Genomic DNA, 17,273 nt, shown 5'->3' with positions numbered 1-17,273 from the left:
CTTATATTAATTTTTAGCGGTGAGAACGGCCACGAAGCAGTCCGCCTCAAAATTCATTTTTTCATTAAGTTCCAAAAGTCCGATCAAGCCAGCAGTTGCAGCGGGGAGAATCTTATAACCTTCCTTTTTGTTCAATATAGTGGTCATTTCACGTAATTTCTTATCACTGATGTTAAAGGCCTCTCCATTAGACTCCCTTAATGCGTAAAGGGCCTCTTCCCCATCAAAACTATGCCAGTTGATTAAAGGCTCGTTGAATTTGGTTTCCTTGATTAAATCCGGACTAAGATCTCTACACTGGTCCCAACCTTGAAGAAATGAATATACGATTGGATTTTTATTGGAGGAAGAGGCCGCTATCATTTTTGGAATTCTAGAAGTCTTTCCTCTTTTATATAGCGTTACAAAACCCCTAAAAATACCTGCTATAAGTGTCCCGTTGGATACGGGAATGCACAAAATTTTGGGGCATCCCCCAAATCTTCAAAGATTTCTACAGCTATTTGGGAATAGGCACTTATCTGTAAAGGAGTATTGGAACCACCGGGATTGGCATCATACCAGCCGCTTCCACTGGCCAATTTGGAACTTTCAACAACAACATCTTCATAACTACCCGGCAATCGAATAATTTCTGCATTTAACCGTTCCATCTCAGTAATTCTATCCGTATGGTAGGATTCCGGAATGAATATTTTACACTTTATCCCGGCCGATTTGATGCCAACGCCATAGCCACGCCATAATTGCCGCAAGTAGCCAAGGAAACGGTATCGTACTCCCTTCTTAATGCATCGTACAATTGGGCAAATGCTATTCTATCCTTCGGGTACCTGTTGGATTATCACCTTCATACTTGATGTACAACTGCCTAAGATCAAACTCCCTTTCCAGGGTTTTGGCCCTGCCGGGACCTGTATCGCCAACCTCTAGGCTAATGATATCCTCATAGGATTCTAAACGGTCCACAAGTGAATTGGTATGGTCACATACAAAAGCACTTAATTTTCTCGGCTTCCGAAGAAACTTTGTTCTCGGCAGTTTTTACCCCGTCCTTAAGATCCATTGCTTCCCAAATTTGCTCCAATTTAATTTAAAAGTACTAAATCTCTTTGCTCTAAAAAGTACAATTTAACTCACTGCATAAGTAACTTATTTGAAGGGATAAATTTAAATTTTAACAAATGAAATTTAGTTTTTAGCTGGGGTAATTCGTTTTACAAGATATTGTCGATAAACTACGGCATATAAATATTAACAAATAGAACGTTTATACTTTATCTAATTTTGACTAATTTTTAAATAGTTGGCGTTAATGCAAAAAACTTTTTTCGTATTCATTTGTTCATTTTTGGTTTATACTCTTGCCCAAGGGCAAAATGAACTTCCTTTAAAAATGGATGACTCTAAAATAAAGCCACTCCGTAAATTATTGGATAGCTCTTTACAGACCAATTTTGAAAATGAACTAAAATCCCACTCGGATTGGAACAAACTTATTCAGGAAAAAAGAATGGCCGTTGGCTTAGTGGATTTGAGCGACCCCGAAAGGCCTAGGTTTGCTAGAATCAATGGCAATCATATGATGTACGCTGCCAGCCTACCTAAAATCGCCATACTATTGGCGGCAATGGATGCCATAGAAAAAGGAGAGTTAAAGGAAACTGCCGAAATTAAAAAAGACATGCGGCTCATGATCAGTAAATCTGACAATGAGGCTTCTACCGTAATGATTGACCGTATAGGATATAGCAAATTAGAATCTGTTATGACCGACCCAAAATATGCTTTTTATGATGAAGAAAACGGCGGTGGTCTTTGGGTTGGCAAACGATATGGCAGTGGTGGGGAAACCAATAGGGAACCCTTGAAAAACTTAAGCCATGCTGCTACGGTTACCCAAGTTTGTCGTTATTACTATTTACTGGCAAATGGAAAGTTGGTCAATGAAAAAAGGTCTAAGCAAATGTTGAACATAATGGTTGATCCTGAATTACACCACAAATTTGTAAACACTCTAGATCAAATAGCGCCAAAGGCAAGGCTATACAGAAAGTCCGGTTCTTGGAAGTCATACCATTCAGATTCCATTTTGGTTTGGGGAGAAACTTCTCAAAGGCGTTATATCCTTGTTGCTTTGATAGATGATGAAAACGGGGAACAAATTATCAGGGATTTGGTAAAACCAATAGAAAAAGTACTGCAAAAGCCCGTAATTTAGTATCGTGTCAAAGCATGCTTTATCAATGTTTAAAGAGCTTGTAAAACGAATTTTTGACGTACGGGAAGGTGAATTCAAAGTTTCCTTTTGGATGCTTTTATACATCTTCTTCGTTATTGCTGTACTATTAATTGTTAAGCCCACGGTAAACTCTCTATTTCTTTCTGAACTGGGGGTAAAACAACTGCCTTTTGCTTTTTTACTTGTTGCCGTGCTTGCCACGGCCACCTCTTTTTTATATACAAAAGCTGTTGAACGTTTTGCCTTAAATCAAGTAATCAAAGTCACTTTACTAAGTTCCATTGCTGTCCTTACTCTTATTGGCGCATTACTGTCCTTTAAACTTTATAATGGATTCCTCCTGTATTTTTTCTATTGTTGGGTGGCCATTTATGCTGTGCTGTCCGCTTCCCAATTTTGGGTCTTGGCCAATCTTATTTATAATGTAAGGGAAGCCAAAAGAGTGTTCGGTTTTATTGGGGCTGGTGCAATTTTAGGCGGAATCGTCGGCGGTTATCTAGCGTCTATTCTAGCACCTTGGATAGGAAACGAAAACCTAATTTTTATTGCCGCATTGTTCCTTATTCCATGTCTTATACTATTGGGCAACATTTGGGGATTCAAGGAATTAAAAATTGGCACTTACCGAAGACCAAAAAACACTCCATCAACCCTGGACAAACCCTTTAAATTAATCTTCAATTCAAAACATTTAACCTATATAGCATGTATTCTTGCCGTTAGTGTTTTGGTCGCAAAATTGGTGGATTACATGTTCAGTGATTTCGCCGCAGCTGCATTTAAAGATGCGGATGAACTAACCTCTTTTTTTGGTTTTTGGTTCTCTACATTCAACTTACTTTCATTGGTTGTTCAATTATTTTTGACACAAAGAATAGTAGGTATTTGGGGTGTAGGATTTTCACTATTGCTACTGCCTTTAGGAATTTTTGGAGGTAGTGTTTTCTTTTTGATCTTACCGTAACTTTCAGCTGTTGTCGTAATAAAGGCCATGGATGGCATTCTCAAACAGTCCATCCATAAAAGTGCAACGGAATTATTGTCACTTCCCCTACCTTTTGATTTAAAAAATCGCACAAAATCCTTTATTGATGTGGTTGTGGACAGTATTGCTACGGGCATTGCCGGCTGCTTGCTGATATTCCTTGTAAGTGGCTTAGAGTGGCCATCCTATTACATTGCTAGCTTGGTTCTTTTACTAGTCTGTCTTTGGATCTACTTTATATATAAAGTACGGATAGAGTATTATAAAACATTTCGTTCTAACTTAGAAACTCTTACAAATAAAGGCGAAGTACGAGCCAAAGTCTTCGATAAAAAGGAGTCTGTAATTCACGGTATGCGCAGCGTTCTCAAAAGTGGTTCTGAGAAGCAACTACTTTTTATGTTGGACAAACTAATGGAAATAAATGACGTTCGATTCGCCGATGCAGTAGAGGAATTATTGGACCATCCATCCAATTTGGTTAAAACCTCGGCTATAAGAAACCTATATTTTTTAAATGTGAAGAGCATGACGGCCAATGTGCCATTGCTTTTGGTAGAGGACAATCCTGAATTGACTATAGCTACTTTAAGCTATGTTCTTAGGTTTGCAGAAAATGATAGCTCATTTGTGTTTGATAAATATTTGGAGGACCAAGAACCCCGGATTGCCTTGTCAGCCTTGTACTGCTTGGCCCGTGAGTCAAGGACTAATGAAAAGCTAAGAAAAAAATATGGAATTGAATCGAGAATACTAAGGTTAATAGACCATCAACGAGATGGTAAAACCAATATTCATGAAACAAAAATTCTAATTGAAATTCTCGGAATTGCAAATTTCCCTGAATATTATTCAGAACTCATTTATCTTCTAAATGATAATAACGAAGAAATCGTTCAGTCCACTATTCACGCGATTGGCGAAACCAGATACATTCCGATAGCAAACCACCTTCTTCCCCTACTCGCAGAAAAACCATACCGTAAAAATGCCACTATTGCCTTGGTCAACTTTGGTCCCTCGATACTCCATATATTAAGAAGGGTAGTTGAGCAAAGGACACAACCAATGAGCGTAGTGCGCTTTATTCCGTCGGTAATTCGAGAGTTTTACTCAAAACAGGCGATACATCATTTGTTGGCCCTATTGGGAGACAAAGACCTTACAGTGAGGTTGGAGGTTATTAAATCATTAAGTGAGCTTAGAAATTCCCATCCACGCCTAAAATTTAACCGATACAGGGTCATTGAGACCATTTTTTCCGAATGCAAATTATACCACCGAGACATTGGCAGCAATGCATTCTCAAATAATAATATCGTATCGAAATAGAAAAAAAACCAAAAAGGAAATCTCCGATAGTGAACGGGAGGCCCGCGCAAGTTTATTGGAGCTATTAGAGCGAAGACTGGATGCAGGACTGGAGCGTATCTTTAAGCTTCGGGACTGCGCTTTCCACAAAAAGACATAGATATAGCCTATGAAGGACTTAGGAGTGAAAAACAGGAAGCACAGATCAATGCCATTGAATTTCTCGGATAATCTTTTGACAGGGGAACTTAAAAGAAAACTATTGCCCATTATTGAGGACTCTGCCCTGGACATTTCATCTGAGGAGGAATTACAAAAAATAAAGCATAAAATACCTACTGAAATGGAATGCTTCCAGTGGCTTTTGGAGGGTTACGACTTGAAAATAAAACTGGCCGTTCTTTTTTTGATTCAGCAACAAAGGGATCCTAGGTATATAAAACTTGTCCAAAACTATTTAGAGGATGAAGATTCCAAGATTAGCACATTTGCAAAGCAAGCTTTTGAAGCTATTGACAAATCTACTTTCCCGGATAATTAGTCCATCTCCATAATTAAATTGGCAATCAAGGCAGTCCAACCTGTCTGATGGGAAGCTCCAAGGCCTCTACCATTATCCCCATCAAAAAATTCATAAAAGAAATGCTGATTTCTAAAATGTTCGTCCTTTGTAAAGAATTTATTTTCGTCATCGGCATGGTATTGGAATTTCCCAACCTCATTCCTTTCAAACAATTTTAACAAACGTCTGCTAAGTTCGTTGGCAATTTGCTTAAGGTTAAGCTTCCTTCCTGAACCAAACGGGAATTCATATTGATATTCGTCCCCATAGAACAAATAGTACTTCCGTAAGGATTGAATAATCATATAGTTCAATGGTAACCAAATAGGACCGCGCCAGTTGGAGTTACCTCCAAACATATTGGAGCGACTTTCGCCAGGTTCATATTGTATTTGATGATGTCCATGATGCTTAAATATAAAGGGATGTTCCTCATGGTACTTTGAAAGTGAACGTATCCCATAATCTGATAGAAATTCATCCTCGTCCAACATACGTCGTAACAATCGCTCCAGCCTAAAACCCCTCATAATGGAAAATAGGTAATTACCGTCCTCGTTGGTTTCCTCAATATTGGATATTAGGGAAGCCAAATCAGGTCTTGTCCTTACAATATCCGCCGCCCTACGTCTGAAATCCTTAAGTTCCTCGAAAAGGTCTTTATGGATAATTTCGACAGCGAATAATGGTATAATGCCGACCAGGGACCTAACCTTTAACCGATTGGTCATACCACTATCCATTTCTACCACATCATAGTAAAAGTTGTCCTCGTCATCCCATAAGGAGATATCCTTTTTACCTATGTGGTGCATGGCCCAGGCAATATTCAAGAAATGTCTGAAAAACTTGGCAACCAAATCTTCATAGGATCTATTGTTTTTGGAAAGCTCCGAGACTCATACGCAACATGTTCAATGTGAACATGGCCATCCAACTGGTAGCATCAGCTTGCTGCATACGAGTGATACCAGGAGGCATATGGTTCCTATCGAACACGCCAATATTGTCCAGTCCTAAAAAGCCACCTTCAAATAAATCCGTACCACTTTTATCCTTTTGGTTTACCCACCAAGTAAAATTGATCAACAACTTTTGGAATGCCTTTTCCAAAAAAGATATGTCACCTTTACCTGTTTTTTGCTTATCCTTATCGTACACATTCCAAACAGCCCAAGAATGTACTGGCGGATTTACATCGCTAAAATTCCATTCGTATGCGGGAATTTGCCCATTAGGGTGCATATAGCTTTCCCTTAAGACCAATAGAAGTTGTTCTTTGGCAAAATAGGGATCTATCTCAACAAAGGAAGCCATGTGAAAGGCTAGATCCCAGGCAGCATACCAAGGGTATTCCCATTTGTCAGGCATGGAGATGACATGCCTATTGGTCAAATGTTGCCAACTGAAGTTTCTAGCATTTTCCCTGTAGGGCTGGGGCTCCCCAGGACCTCCAAACAACCATTTAAAAACATCGTAATAATAGAATTGTTTGATCCAAAGTAATCCTGAAAAAGCTCTTTCGGCAATTTCCTTGTGAGCCTTTGGTAAATCCTTCTTGGACAGAATTTTGTTGTAAAACTCCTCGCATTCCCTCACTCGGGTATTAAAAATGGTATCAAATCCGGACCAAGGATCTTCGAGCCTTTGTTTGCTCAAGCGAATTTTAACCGATTTTTCCTCCCCGGCCTTTAATGTAAACTTGTGCCAAACTGCAAACTTGGAACCCGTTTTTTCAGGGTTTATGCTATCCATTCCATTGACCACATGATCATTAATTCCGTCCTTTACATAGGGCACCTCATTGTCCACATTATAAATTCGCTTATTGTTGGTCTCATTTTCGCAAAAGAGTTGCTTTCCCTTTTCATGATACAAGTAATAACGCCCATTTCTTGTACTTCTAGATTGCACACAGGTATCTGAAATGGCCTTCATAACAGGCCTTTCAAAACGTTTATTGTGTTTCCAAAAGTTACGGAACCATAGGTGCGGAAGCACGTGAATCGATGCCTTTTTTGACCCCCTATTTACAACGGTAATTTTCATAAGGATATCCCCTACGTCCGCCTTGGCATATTCTATAAAGCAATCAAAATAAGTATTGTTCTTAAAGGCCTTTGTATCCGAATTTCGTATTCAGGTTGTTCGCGATTCCTGGATTTATTCTTCTTTACAAGGTCTGCATATGGAAACTTTTTTTGGGGATACTTATAAAGGTATTTATTATAGGAGTGGGTAGGTGTAGAAACTTGATGAAAATAGAGCTCCTTTACATCCTCCCCATGATTTCCTTCCCCATTGGTGAGGCCAAATAAGCGTTCCTTTAATATAGTATCCTTGCCGTTCCAAAAAGCCGGTGCCATACATAAAATTTCACGGGAGTCACAGAACCCGCCAATTCCTTCCTCACCCCATCTGTAGGCATTGCTTCTAGCTTTGTCATGATCCACAAAATCCCATGCATGACCATTTACACTGTAGTCCTCGCGAACCGTTCCCCATTGTCTTTCGGCGAGATATGGCCCCCATCGTTTCCAGTTCTTATAGTTATCCTCCGTGGCCAAGCGCTGCTCTTCAGCATTTTTCTCCGTCATAAGATATTGTACTCTTTTCTTAGTCCATCCGTCAAAGCCTTGGAAAGCCCAACGAAAAGGTTGAAATTTAAAATTAAGACAAATTTTAACAAAGAAAGAAGAGGTAGAAATACAATTATGCATTTATTACCCAATCAGGGGAACTTTTCACTACTCCATTAAAAAACACTATTTTAATTATTAATCTGGTATATGTTGAATTGGGTGATTTATTAAACATCCTTAGTCGATACTATCAAAGTCCGTCTTTTCATTGTTTTCTGATCATCCTATTAATATTACCGGCGAGATACATGTGGTCACTTGCAGAATTCTTTCTAAGCACATTGGTCATTAAGACGACCATATATTTACAATTATCCGGATGTTCTACGATAATTACAGAGTTCATAAAGTTGGTTACGTTGCCCATATATTTTCCGCACTCCTCTCCTTTGGAGCGATCGCATTTGTAGAGCGAACCTGATTTAAAATAAACCGCGGCATCCTTTAATAATGGGGATTGTGCGTAACGGATGCGCCTATCGGTCATGTACATTAGCCTCTTCATCTCTAAACTTGAATCTTCATCTATTACATTGCCCTGTTCCAACTGAATCAGAAATTTCATTAAACCGAAAGGAGTTCCTATACTCCCACCTTTATCCCCGACATATGTATTCGCCCCTTTTGTAAAAAAACTTCCCAAGCGCCATTCATCTGAAGTGATATCCAAATCTCTCAAGGGAAGGTTTACTACATCATTACTAAGATCTGTCAGCTCCTTGCGGGGAGTTTCCTTAAAATAAGCATCTGTCTCTTCTTGTGAAAGTTCCGGATATTTCTCCCCAAAAGCGGCCATAAGTAAAGCTTCCCGCCATACTACACTTGCGGCCCCGTTATTACTTACTGATAGCATGTGATCTGCCCACTCAAAAAGACTAAAAACGTCACTGGCCACTACCTGTCTTTTAACCAATGTATTCTTTTCCAAATTATAAACAGGTATCGTATGCTCATCGGTCAATCCCCATACTCCAGCCTTTACCTTCTTGTTTTTAAGTAGTTCCAAACGCTTTTCAAAAGAGTCTCGGATATATCTTTGCCAGCTGATCAAATAGCGCCGTCAACACTGCTAACTTCCCTACACTCCCAGGCTGGTAACCGGCCGTTGCATTGCGCTCTGCATATCTTATATTTTCGTCGTCAGAAATATCCAGTATAGTTAGGGAGTAACTTTTATCCAAACCCCTAAAAAGCGAATTGATTTCCTTTTGAAAATCAGAATCAACGGTCATTAGAAGATTTACACTATCCGTTTTTCTCGGAAACTAAATTTAGCTCAATATCCATATAGGATTTCAAAGCGCCGGATGGTATCGAGGTGGATTCCTTGACCTCTCCATTCTTTACCTGTTCCAACCTTTTAAGCCTCTTAATTCCTGTACGCTCATAGCCATCAATTGGGTAAAATGAAAATGTCGCGAAAGCAGATGTTAACAGTAAAATTGCCAGTAATCCTATTCCGTATTTAATCATAAACTTCTATTTAGGAATATTTGTTTTTGTAAATCAATTTTCGGGGTTATCGATTCCAAATAGTCTGAGCTAATCGCATTTTTGTTTTCAACAAAAGGTCTTATCTCGGAACAGCCATAATTTATCGTTTTGGAACCCTAATTCTACATCATAGGCCCCCTTATAATCAGGGTCTGTTTCTTTAGGAAGGGTTTCCCTAATGTCCTTGGCAAGATTTCGAATAGCGGAAATATTTTTCTCCTTGACAACACGATTTTCGAAGGTTGCCATTTTCTTACCAGTACCGCCCGTTTGTGGCAAGGTATTATATTTTGGCTCTCGTGCCGGCGCTAGCAGACGATATCCCCCTTTATTAAAAATGGTATAGGATTCTGCAGATTGCCCATCTACCGCTCCACCTGCACCTCTACTAAACGCTATTGTAAGATCGTCTTCATTTCCTGAATTTATACCCTTAGTAATCAAGACCCCCGAATATTCCACATCTACACTAGGGATGACCAAAATGGATGGAAATACATTTTCAGGATTCAATAAGTACCTCTGCCGCCATTTAAAACTACGCTCAGTATAGGGCGATGCCCAAACTTCTTTAATCCCATTGAGTATTTTTTCATCATCAAGAACATTGAACAAGGTTAGGTTTAGACCGGCTCCAGTAAAATCCTTAAGGTCTTCCATATTGGTATCGCTCCTCAGGAATACAGGAATAGCACCTAAATCCTTTCCCAATACGGACTTAAACTTTTCTTTCAATTGATTTAGAAATCCATCTTTCAGAGGCATCTCCTTTATGGCCTTTCGTAAAGTCTCTAACTCCCGTAGCTGATAATTCTCCACTTCTTCTTCCAATATACCCTGCTTTCGCATTTCTTCGGCCTCTTTGAACATTTTATTGAGATAGTCCCAATAGGAGAGCTCCTGCCCCGGCATATTTTGGCCCATATGTTCCCTAAATATTCCAAAAGGTATTACTAGACCCTCCACAACCTGTTCGGAAACATTTTTTTCAATTGCCCTAAATTGGCAGCTTTGGATCCACAAAGTTGCCCGTAATCAGAGGCATCTACCGTACGCATATCCAGCACTTTTGTATTGTTTAACCGAATTTTCTCAATGGGTACGGCAACCTTGTCCGTATTTCGCTCCTTTTTTTCAAAAAGTTTTGTTTCGGTTTCCGTCATATCACCGGCCAGTTTCAATATCACATTCCCTTTATTAGAAACCGCATAAAAGACCATTTCCCCATCAAACTTTTTTAGGTCTTGTAAATTTTCATCGGATAATGCGGCATTTGGTATTCCAAGATTACGTGCCAAAAGTTGAACATGGGAAACCATATTTCCCTCCGCCACAGTAGCTATTCCGGCCACAGGTTTTAAATCTGACGGTGATCTTTGAAAAATATAAATCTTGTCAGACGAGACCTCAATATCTTCCGACGAGCCATCTATTACGACCAGCTCTCCAAATGCATATCCTGGATTAAGGCCCCTTACAGAACTTTGGTTGGGAAGATCTAGAACTTTATTCGACAATGCAGACTCCCGAGCTATAAAGTTCCCTAATTCTCCAACTGTTTTTCCTAAATGCAATGCTATGGATCCTCTTATGCGGTCATCTATAAAACCATATGTCTTTGGTTCAAAATCAGCATACCTAATTACTATTTCTTGATAATTTGCTTTCACCATTGAAGCACTCCATTCCACAGCAGCGCGGGCAGTGTCCAATAATAAGGATAGCTCTTGCAGTGATAAAGATGCTTCATCCCCTTTATTAAGAACACCTGAAATCCGGTTCCATTCCCAAAGCTCTAGATAGCCTGATCCAGCAGAAGCTGTGGTCAAAGCACATATTTTTTCTAATTGCCCGCTCAGGGTTTTTGGTTCCCAACTGGGTGCTGTTTGAAACAATAATTCCTCCAATTTGAGTGACATGTCTAGAAGCTCCAATCCGGCAAAAGGTGATTTTACATCCAAAATACCAGTGCGTATATCAAAAAGAAGCTCTGATGCTTCTTTTACAATTATATCAGCTTTTGAATCATTGTTCATTTGTTCGGAAAACGATTTTATTTTGGCTGTTATGTCTAAGTCCTTGATGGCTTTTGACCGGTTTAACTGCTGCCCTAGATCCACTGGTTTAAAAAAAGCTCTCATCGTCCCTACCAATTCATCCAACCTTAAAGCTATGTCATTGCTCAACATTGAATTATGCTTGCTTTTGAAATCAATTACTTTTTGAATATCCGTTTTCTGAGGCTGACTGTGGATCTTGGTTCTTAAATCCATAAAAGGTTGGTATAAATCAGAAATCACCTTGGATTGACTTCGCATCAATTGCGCAATATTATCATCCCCATTGTGTGGAATATCCTTTAAGGACTGTCTTATTAAGTAGAAATTCTCCTCCGAACTTCACTGCGTACCAATATTCTCTTATAAAAATCCAACCCCCAAGCCTCTTCATCTTCCACCTGAACAGAACCTCTATAAAACTGTCCTTTCCTATTGATCCAACCATCATCAACCAGCCTTAAATATTTGTCCAGCTGATATTGTTTTAATCTTGAGTGATTGTTTGCTTTGTCCCGTAAATCCGAAATGTCCGTATACGCTAAAATTTGGCCTAAATAAATACCATCCGTCTTTCCCAAGGACACTACTTCATCCTTATACCTGGCATGCTGAACTCCAGGTCCTATGTTATCCGGGCAAGGATCCTTAGGGCCCCTTATACTTCCATCGGTACAGAACCAGCGTATATCCTTATAAGGTCCCCTAATGTCATTTTTATACCTTTCGACAATCACTTTTATTGGATCCGAACTTTGATTTTGCCCAAAGACATTTAGAAACCCCAAAGCAATCAAGAAACTAGCTAAAAGAAACCTCTTTAATCCCATAAAGAATATTTAAGTTTTTCTACCGTAAAGGTAGTATCAAAAGTAATTCCATAGTAAAATACCTAAAAGGTTTCAGTTGAACTAAATCATAATTATTAAACTAAAAAGCAGCATTTTAAATGCTTGAAGAAAATTTAAAAATAATACTCTTTAAAAATTAGTTATTCAAAAAAAATATATTCATTTGTGTTGATTTAAAACCTTCCATAGAAATGGGAAAAATCAAAATAATTAGAAAAAAACTAAAAGAAAATACATAATGAAAACACTTTTAATCACTTTCATCATGTTTGCAACCACCCTGAGCGGAAAGGTATTTCAAGATACCGTTCGCGTAAGTGGAACCTATGACAGGCATGAGGACGGTATCTATTATTTTACTGGAGATAATGGGGAAATTTTAGAGTTTCATGACATTTCCGAAGAAGCCTCTGAGGCTTTTGACTTAATGGACGAAGCACTTGTTGGAAAACTTTTTAGCATTACATTTTCTTCTGAAACGGGAGAGGATGATGACATAGAGTACAACACCATCATTAGCCTTAAATTACTGGAATAACCTAAATTTTGGTTCAATTGGAAAAGGACTTCGATCCTTTTTTTATGGCCCTAATTCTCGCCAAAACAATGTAGTAGACTCTAAAATTCTAGGAAAAGAATCTTTTTTGTTTCTTTGTGGTCTCTTATAAATTTTCGACATGACTTTACTAGGTATTGATGTAGGTGGCTCTGGAATAAAAGGCGCATTGGTGAACTCGGAAACTGGCGAAATGCTGACCGAAAGGTTTCGTATCCCCACTCCAAAACCAAGAACACCTGAAGCCATGTCCGATGTCATTGCCGAAATAGTGCAACATTTCGACTATAAGGGCAAAGTAGGCTGTGGCTTTCCTACCATTATAAAAAAAGGTATTTGTAAGTCCCCCGGAAATTTAGACCCTAGCTGGTTAGGTGTTAATGTGGAAGAGCTGCTGGAGAAAAAAACAGGTCTCGGATTTTACGGTCATCAATGATGCCGATGCTGCTGGTTATGCCACCATGAACTATGGAGTTGGTCGAGAAAAAGAGGGACTTGTGGTCATGATCACGATTGGAACCGGTTTGGGTAGCGGGGCTTTTTTTAATGGAAAATTGATTCCCAATTTTGAGCTCGGTCAAATTCCTTATAAGAAATACAGTAAGATAGAACTTTGGGCAGCGGGCAGCGCCATGGAACGAGAAGGTCTTTCCTATAAAAAATGGGGGAAACGCTTCAATACTTTTTTGAAATATGTGGAGCTCATCATTTCCCGGACCTCATTATTCTTGGAGGGGGCGCTTCCAAAGACTTTAAACAATTCAAGAAAAAAATTACAATTGAAACTCCCGTAATACCTGCAGAATTACAAAACCATGCCGGTATTATTGGAGCGGCCGTGGCAAGTATGCATAAGGCACCCAAAGTGTAAAAAAGTAGGACGACAAATATAAAAAAGGGCCGTGGCACTACATGGCTTTATGTCCCTCACTTGATTGTTTAAATTGGTCATAGGTTTTGGCAACCTGGGCGTCAAACTTTTTAGGGTCAGAAAAATTCATCTCCACATCCTTAATCCGTTGTTCACCACCAAAAATAACATGGAGCTCTTTGTTGACAAGTCCCTCGATTGATTTTTTGGCAACATACTCTGGAGTGTCCATTTCCACACCCTCAAATTTTTGCATCATATCCGTATCCGTTGCAGTTGGAAAGGAGCAGGTAACAGATATATTAAAAGGAGCTAACTCCCTTCTCATAGAATCTGAAAACTGCCGAACGGCTGCTTTGGTACTTCCGTAAACAGAATAGAACGGCATTCCTATTAATCCTAATCCCGATGAAATATTGAGTATAGCACTTTCTTCAGCATTTTTCAATAAAGGAATACAGTATTTGGTCAAGAGTAAAATCGCAGTATAATTCACCGCGACCTGGTCATAAATATCCTCGTCTAGCAACTCTTCAGTTGGTCCGGCCGATACTATTCCAGCATTATTGATCAACACGTCCAAATAACCCCATTTATCCTCAATCCTGGCTGCCGCCTCCCTAAGAATGTCAATATTGGCCACATCCCCTGCAATACGAATGAATTTAACTTCAGGATACCCTTCGGACAATTCCTTAAGACTTTTTTTATCTCTTGCAATAATGCCTATGTGCGATACGCCCTGATCAATCAGTTCTTGTATCATACATCTACCTATCCCCCTTGTACCCCCTGTAATGAGTACTCTTTTTCCTTTTAATTGCATATTGGTTCTCGTTGAGTTTGTTAGTTAGTTTAAGTCATTATGAGACTTCAAATTAGGAAAAAAAACTAGGTAGGCTTAAAGGAAAGTTAAGGTTCAACAAATAATTGTGAAACTGATATTTATCAAGTTCATTATATTCATGAATAGAAAAAAACCTATTAAAAAATTAATAGTTTGGCAATGGGAAATAAAGTGCAATCAATTAGAAATCCCACTTCAAAGAGAAATTTTGGGTTTTTCCGACTTTGACAAAACGAAATAAAAAAGCCCTGAAAAAATCAGGACCTTCAATTAAGCTATTTTATTACGCTTACGATCATTTTCTGTTAAGAAAATTTTCCGTAATCTAAGGTGTTTTGGAGTCACCTCTACATACTCGTCTTTTTGAATGTATTCCAATGCCTCCTCCAAGGAGAATTTAATGGCCGGAACTATTTTCGCCTTCTCATCGGCTCCGGAAGAACGAACGTTGGACAGTTTTTTAGTCTTGGTAATGTTAACCGTCATATCATCCCCTCTCGGAGTTTTCACCAATAACTTGGCCTTCATATATATCCTCTCCCGGATCCACAAAGAACTTACCACGCTCCTGTAATTTATCAATTGAATAGGGTATTGCTTTACCTGTTTCCATAGAAACCAAAGAACCATTCTGACGCTGAGGTATATCCCCCTTCATAGGCTGATATTCCAAAAACCGGTGTGCCATAATCGCCTCACCTGCAGTTGCCGTCAACAATTGATTTCGCAAACCGATGATTCCCCTTGAAGGTATTTGGAACTCACAGATCATTCTGTCCCCTTTGGCCTCCATACTGGTCATTTCTCCCTTACGGATAGAAACCATCTCAACGGCCTTACCTGAAACTTCCTCTCGGCAAATCTATGGTCAAATATTCAATAGGCTCACATTTTACACCATCAATCTCCTTTATGATTACCTGTGGCTGTCCTATTTGAAGTTCGTATCCTTCCCTTCTCATGGTCTCTATCAACACGGATAAATGAAGTACCCCACGACCAAAAACCAAAAACTTATCTGCACTATCCGTTTCATTTACGCGCAATGCCAAGTTTTTCTCCAACTCGCGCTCCAAACGCTCCTTTATATGGCGAGAGGTAACGAACTTACCATCCTTTCCAAAAAACGGACTATCGTTAATGGTGAAGAGCATGCTCATAGTAGGTTCATCTATGGCAATGGTTTTCAATCCTTCCGGATTTTCAAAGTCTGCCACAGTATCACCTATTTCAAATCCTTCCACTCCTACCACAGCACAAATATCGCCAGCTTCAACTGTCTGTACCTTTTTACGGCCCAAGCCTTCAAATGTAAAAAGCTCCTTTATCCTAGATTTTACGATATTACCATTTCTTTTGACCAAAGATACAGGTTGACCTTCTTTCAATGTTCCGCGCTGCAATCTACCAATAGCAATTCTCCCTGTAAAGGAGGAAAAATCCAAGGAGGTAATCAACATCTGTGTATTTCCTTCTTTTGGATCAAATGAAGGTATATGCTCTATAACCATATCTAATAATGGCTCAATAGAATCTGTTTGTTGCTGCCAATCCTCGCTCATCCAATTCTGTTTGGCCGAACCATAAACTGTTGGAAAATCTAACTGCCATTCTTCGGCCCCCAATTCGAACATCAAGTCAAAAACCTTTTCATGAACCTCTTCTGGTGTACAGTTTTCCTTATCCACCTTATTAATGACTACACATGGTTTTAATCCTAAATCAATGGCCTTTTGTAGTACGAAACGGGTCTGCGGCATAGGCCCCTCAAAGGCATCAACCAACAACAACACACCATCTGCCATGTTCAATACGCGTTCTACTTCCCCTCCAAAATCTGCGTGGCCAGGAGTGTCAATGATGTTGATTTTTGTGTCCTTATACACAACGGAAACGTTTTTGGAAACAATGGTAATACCACGTTCCCTTTCTAGATCATTGTTATCCAAAATTAAATCACCAGCATTTTCGTTTTCACGAAATAAACTACAGTGATACATGATCTTATCTACCAAGGTGGTCTTACCGTGGTCTACGTGTGCGATAATCGCAATATTTTTTGTGTTGGACATAAGGCCTTATTTTAAGCGCGCAAAGATAGTCTTAATTTCCTTTGCTATGACCAAACAAATGTTATTTTTATCTTATTGATTTTGAGGAGGTTTTACCCTGGAAAAATCCAAAGAATATTTTTCAGATTACATTAATTATTCTAATTACCAGGAATAAGAACAGGAATTAATCAAAAACAGGTTTACTAGATTTTCTTTTAGTGGCCACCCAACCGAATGTAAAGTTCACCAAAGGCCCATAACCATTGGGAACCCCATCTCCCCTATAATAAACTGCCCCCAGCTCTACATTGAAATTAAAACCTTTGGGGTAGGTCCGTTGGATGCCGTACACCGGACCGTACACTCCCAAATTAAAATCGTTCGGTCCCTCAATATTGGTGGCCAGTCTGCCTTGAGAGAAAAAGATGCTTCGGGCAGCGGCGAAATAATCTCCGGAGTTTCCCGAAACATTTTTATTATTTCGTATCCTTCTATTAAAATTATGGTAATATCTAACCCTTGTATGTAAGGTTACCCCAACCGCATACCCTTCTTCATAGGTAGCATAGCCCAATCCCAATCCTCCCGAGGCGCTTACATTTTTAATGATTCCCAGTTCATAGGATATTCCCGGGGAAAACAAATCAAACTTAAATTGATGCCGTTCCGGATTGACGATACCGAAACCCTTCTCAGTGACCCCGTAACTTTGCGATTGCGCCGTTAGGCCCACTAAAATTAGGAATAGAAAGATAATTTTGTTCATGTTGATTGATGGTTGTTGTGACTAAATCTAAAAAC

Annotated in this window: 17 protein-coding genes and 3 pseudogenes; 6 read left to right on the top strand and 14 right to left on the bottom strand. The window is 39.2% G+C overall.

What is annotated here, in order from left to right:
• Window positions 1-6: 6 nt before the first annotated feature.
• Both NYZ99_RS04375 and NYZ99_RS04370 read right to left on the bottom strand, forming a co-directional pair.
• Window positions 7-653: pseudogene (locus NYZ99_RS04375) on the bottom strand (pyridoxal-phosphate dependent enzyme).
• A 160-nt stretch (window positions 654-813) separates the two neighbouring features.
• Complete coding sequence (locus NYZ99_RS04370; protein ID WP_260573804.1) at window positions 814-969, bottom strand: hypothetical protein; 156 nt, start codon at window positions 967-969, stop codon at window positions 814-816.
• A 346-nt stretch (window positions 970-1,315) separates the two neighbouring features.
• Here NYZ99_RS04370 and NYZ99_RS04365 point away from each other — a divergent pair, with 346 nt between their 5' ends.
• The 4 genes from NYZ99_RS04365 (at window position 1,316) to NYZ99_RS04350 (ending at window position 5,079) form a co-directional block, all read left to right on the top strand.
• Window positions 1,316-2,221 carry a serine hydrolase gene (locus NYZ99_RS04365; RefSeq protein ID WP_260573802.1) on the top strand — a complete coding sequence of 302 codons (906 nt, stop codon included), beginning with the start codon at window positions 1,316-1,318 and terminating at the stop codon, window positions 2,219-2,221.
• A 25-nt stretch (window positions 2,222-2,246) separates the two neighbouring features.
• Complete coding sequence (locus NYZ99_RS04360) at window positions 2,247-3,206, top strand: NTP/NDP exchange transporter (RefSeq protein WP_260573800.1); 960 nt, start codon at window positions 2,247-2,249, stop codon at window positions 3,204-3,206.
• A gap of 27 nt (window positions 3,207-3,233) precedes the next feature.
• Entirely contained in the window at window positions 3,234-4,559 is a 1,326-nt protein-coding gene (locus NYZ99_RS04355; protein ID WP_260573799.1) for a hypothetical protein, read from the top strand.
• A 148-nt stretch (window positions 4,560-4,707) separates the two neighbouring features.
• Window positions 4,708-5,079: a hypothetical protein gene (locus NYZ99_RS04350; RefSeq protein WP_260573797.1), complete on the top strand. Its 372-nt coding sequence runs from the start codon at window positions 4,708-4,710 to the stop codon at window positions 5,077-5,079.
• On the opposite strand, the gene NYZ99_RS21330 is transcribed toward NYZ99_RS04350, so the two are convergent.
• The 9 genes from NYZ99_RS21330 to NYZ99_RS21290 form a co-directional block, all read right to left on the bottom strand.
• Window positions 5,076-5,960, bottom strand: a complete 885-nt coding sequence (locus NYZ99_RS21330; protein WP_338039309.1) for an MGH1-like glycoside hydrolase domain-containing protein — start codon at window positions 5,958-5,960, stop codon at window positions 5,076-5,078. The genes NYZ99_RS04350 and NYZ99_RS21330 overlap by 4 nt on opposite strands.
• Window positions 5,961-5,973: 13 nt before the next feature.
• A complete protein-coding gene (locus tag NYZ99_RS21325) occupies window positions 5,974-7,038 on the bottom strand; it encodes an MGH1-like glycoside hydrolase domain-containing protein (RefSeq protein ID WP_338039308.1) in 1,065 nt (354 codons plus the stop codon).
• A 143-nt stretch (window positions 7,039-7,181) separates the two neighbouring features.
• Window positions 7,182-7,697 carry a hypothetical protein gene (locus NYZ99_RS21320; protein WP_338039307.1) on the bottom strand — a complete coding sequence of 172 codons (516 nt, stop codon included), beginning with the start codon at window positions 7,695-7,697 and terminating at the stop codon, window positions 7,182-7,184.
• A 250-nt stretch (window positions 7,698-7,947) separates the two neighbouring features.
• Window positions 7,948-8,748 carry a serine hydrolase gene (locus NYZ99_RS21315; protein WP_338039306.1) on the bottom strand — a complete coding sequence of 267 codons (801 nt, stop codon included), beginning with the start codon at window positions 8,746-8,748 and terminating at the stop codon, window positions 7,948-7,950.
• A gap of 7 nt (window positions 8,749-8,755) precedes the next feature.
• The gene (locus tag NYZ99_RS21310; RefSeq protein ID WP_338039305.1) at window positions 8,756-8,974 is read right to left on the bottom strand and encodes a serine hydrolase; all 219 of its coding nucleotides are present in this window, start codon (window positions 8,972-8,974) and stop codon (window positions 8,756-8,758) included.
• A 13-nt stretch (window positions 8,975-8,987) separates the two neighbouring features.
• Entirely contained in the window at window positions 8,988-9,215 is a 228-nt protein-coding gene (locus NYZ99_RS21305) for a hypothetical protein (protein ID WP_338039304.1), read from the bottom strand.
• Between the two features lie 87 nt (window positions 9,216-9,302).
• Window positions 9,303-10,202 (bottom strand): PEP/pyruvate-binding domain-containing protein, encoded by a 900-nt coding sequence (locus tag NYZ99_RS21300; protein WP_338039303.1) that lies wholly within the window; start codon window positions 10,200-10,202, stop codon window positions 9,303-9,305.
• On the bottom strand, window positions 10,190-11,554 hold the full coding sequence (locus NYZ99_RS21295) for a hypothetical protein (protein WP_338039302.1): 1,365 nt from the start codon (window positions 11,552-11,554) through the stop codon (window positions 10,190-10,192). Before NYZ99_RS21295 ends, NYZ99_RS21300 begins: the two co-directional genes overlap by 13 nt.
• A gap of 56 nt (window positions 11,555-11,610) precedes the next feature.
• A complete protein-coding gene (locus NYZ99_RS21290; protein ID WP_338039301.1) occupies window positions 11,611-12,123 on the bottom strand; it encodes a hypothetical protein in 513 nt (170 codons plus the stop codon).
• 259 nt (window positions 12,124-12,382) lie between these two features.
• Here NYZ99_RS21290 and NYZ99_RS04330 point away from each other — a divergent pair, with 259 nt between their 5' ends.
• A complete protein-coding gene (locus NYZ99_RS04330; RefSeq protein ID WP_260573794.1) occupies window positions 12,383-12,682 on the top strand; it encodes a hypothetical protein in 300 nt (99 codons plus the stop codon).
• Window positions 12,683-12,821: 139 nt separating this feature from the next.
• A pseudogene (gene ppgK / locus NYZ99_RS04325) lies at window positions 12,822-13,571 on the top strand (polyphosphate--glucose phosphotransferase).
• A 37-nt stretch (window positions 13,572-13,608) separates the two neighbouring features.
• Here the strand turns inward: ppgK and NYZ99_RS04320 are convergent.
• The 3 genes and pseudogenes from NYZ99_RS04320 to NYZ99_RS04310 form a co-directional block, all read right to left on the bottom strand.
• On the bottom strand, window positions 13,609-14,397 hold the full coding sequence (locus NYZ99_RS04320) for an SDR family NAD(P)-dependent oxidoreductase (RefSeq protein ID WP_260573792.1): 789 nt from the start codon (window positions 14,395-14,397) through the stop codon (window positions 13,609-13,611).
• A gap of 291 nt (window positions 14,398-14,688) precedes the next feature.
• A pseudogene (gene typA, locus NYZ99_RS04315) lies at window positions 14,689-16,490 on the bottom strand (translational GTPase TypA).
• Window positions 16,491-16,656: 166 nt separating this feature from the next.
• Window positions 16,657-17,238 carry a hypothetical protein gene (locus NYZ99_RS04310; RefSeq protein ID WP_260573789.1) on the bottom strand — a complete coding sequence of 194 codons (582 nt, stop codon included), beginning with the start codon at window positions 17,236-17,238 and terminating at the stop codon, window positions 16,657-16,659.
• Window positions 17,239-17,273 lie beyond the last annotated feature (35 nt).

The sequence above is a fragment of the Maribacter litopenaei genome (genome assembly GCF_025244665.1).
In the GTDB taxonomy this organism is placed as follows: domain Bacteria; phylum Bacteroidota; class Bacteroidia; order Flavobacteriales; family Flavobacteriaceae; genus Maribacter; species Maribacter litopenaei.
Note: the sequence above shows the minus strand (reverse complement) of the source record. Positions and strands in the feature narration are given on the sequence as shown.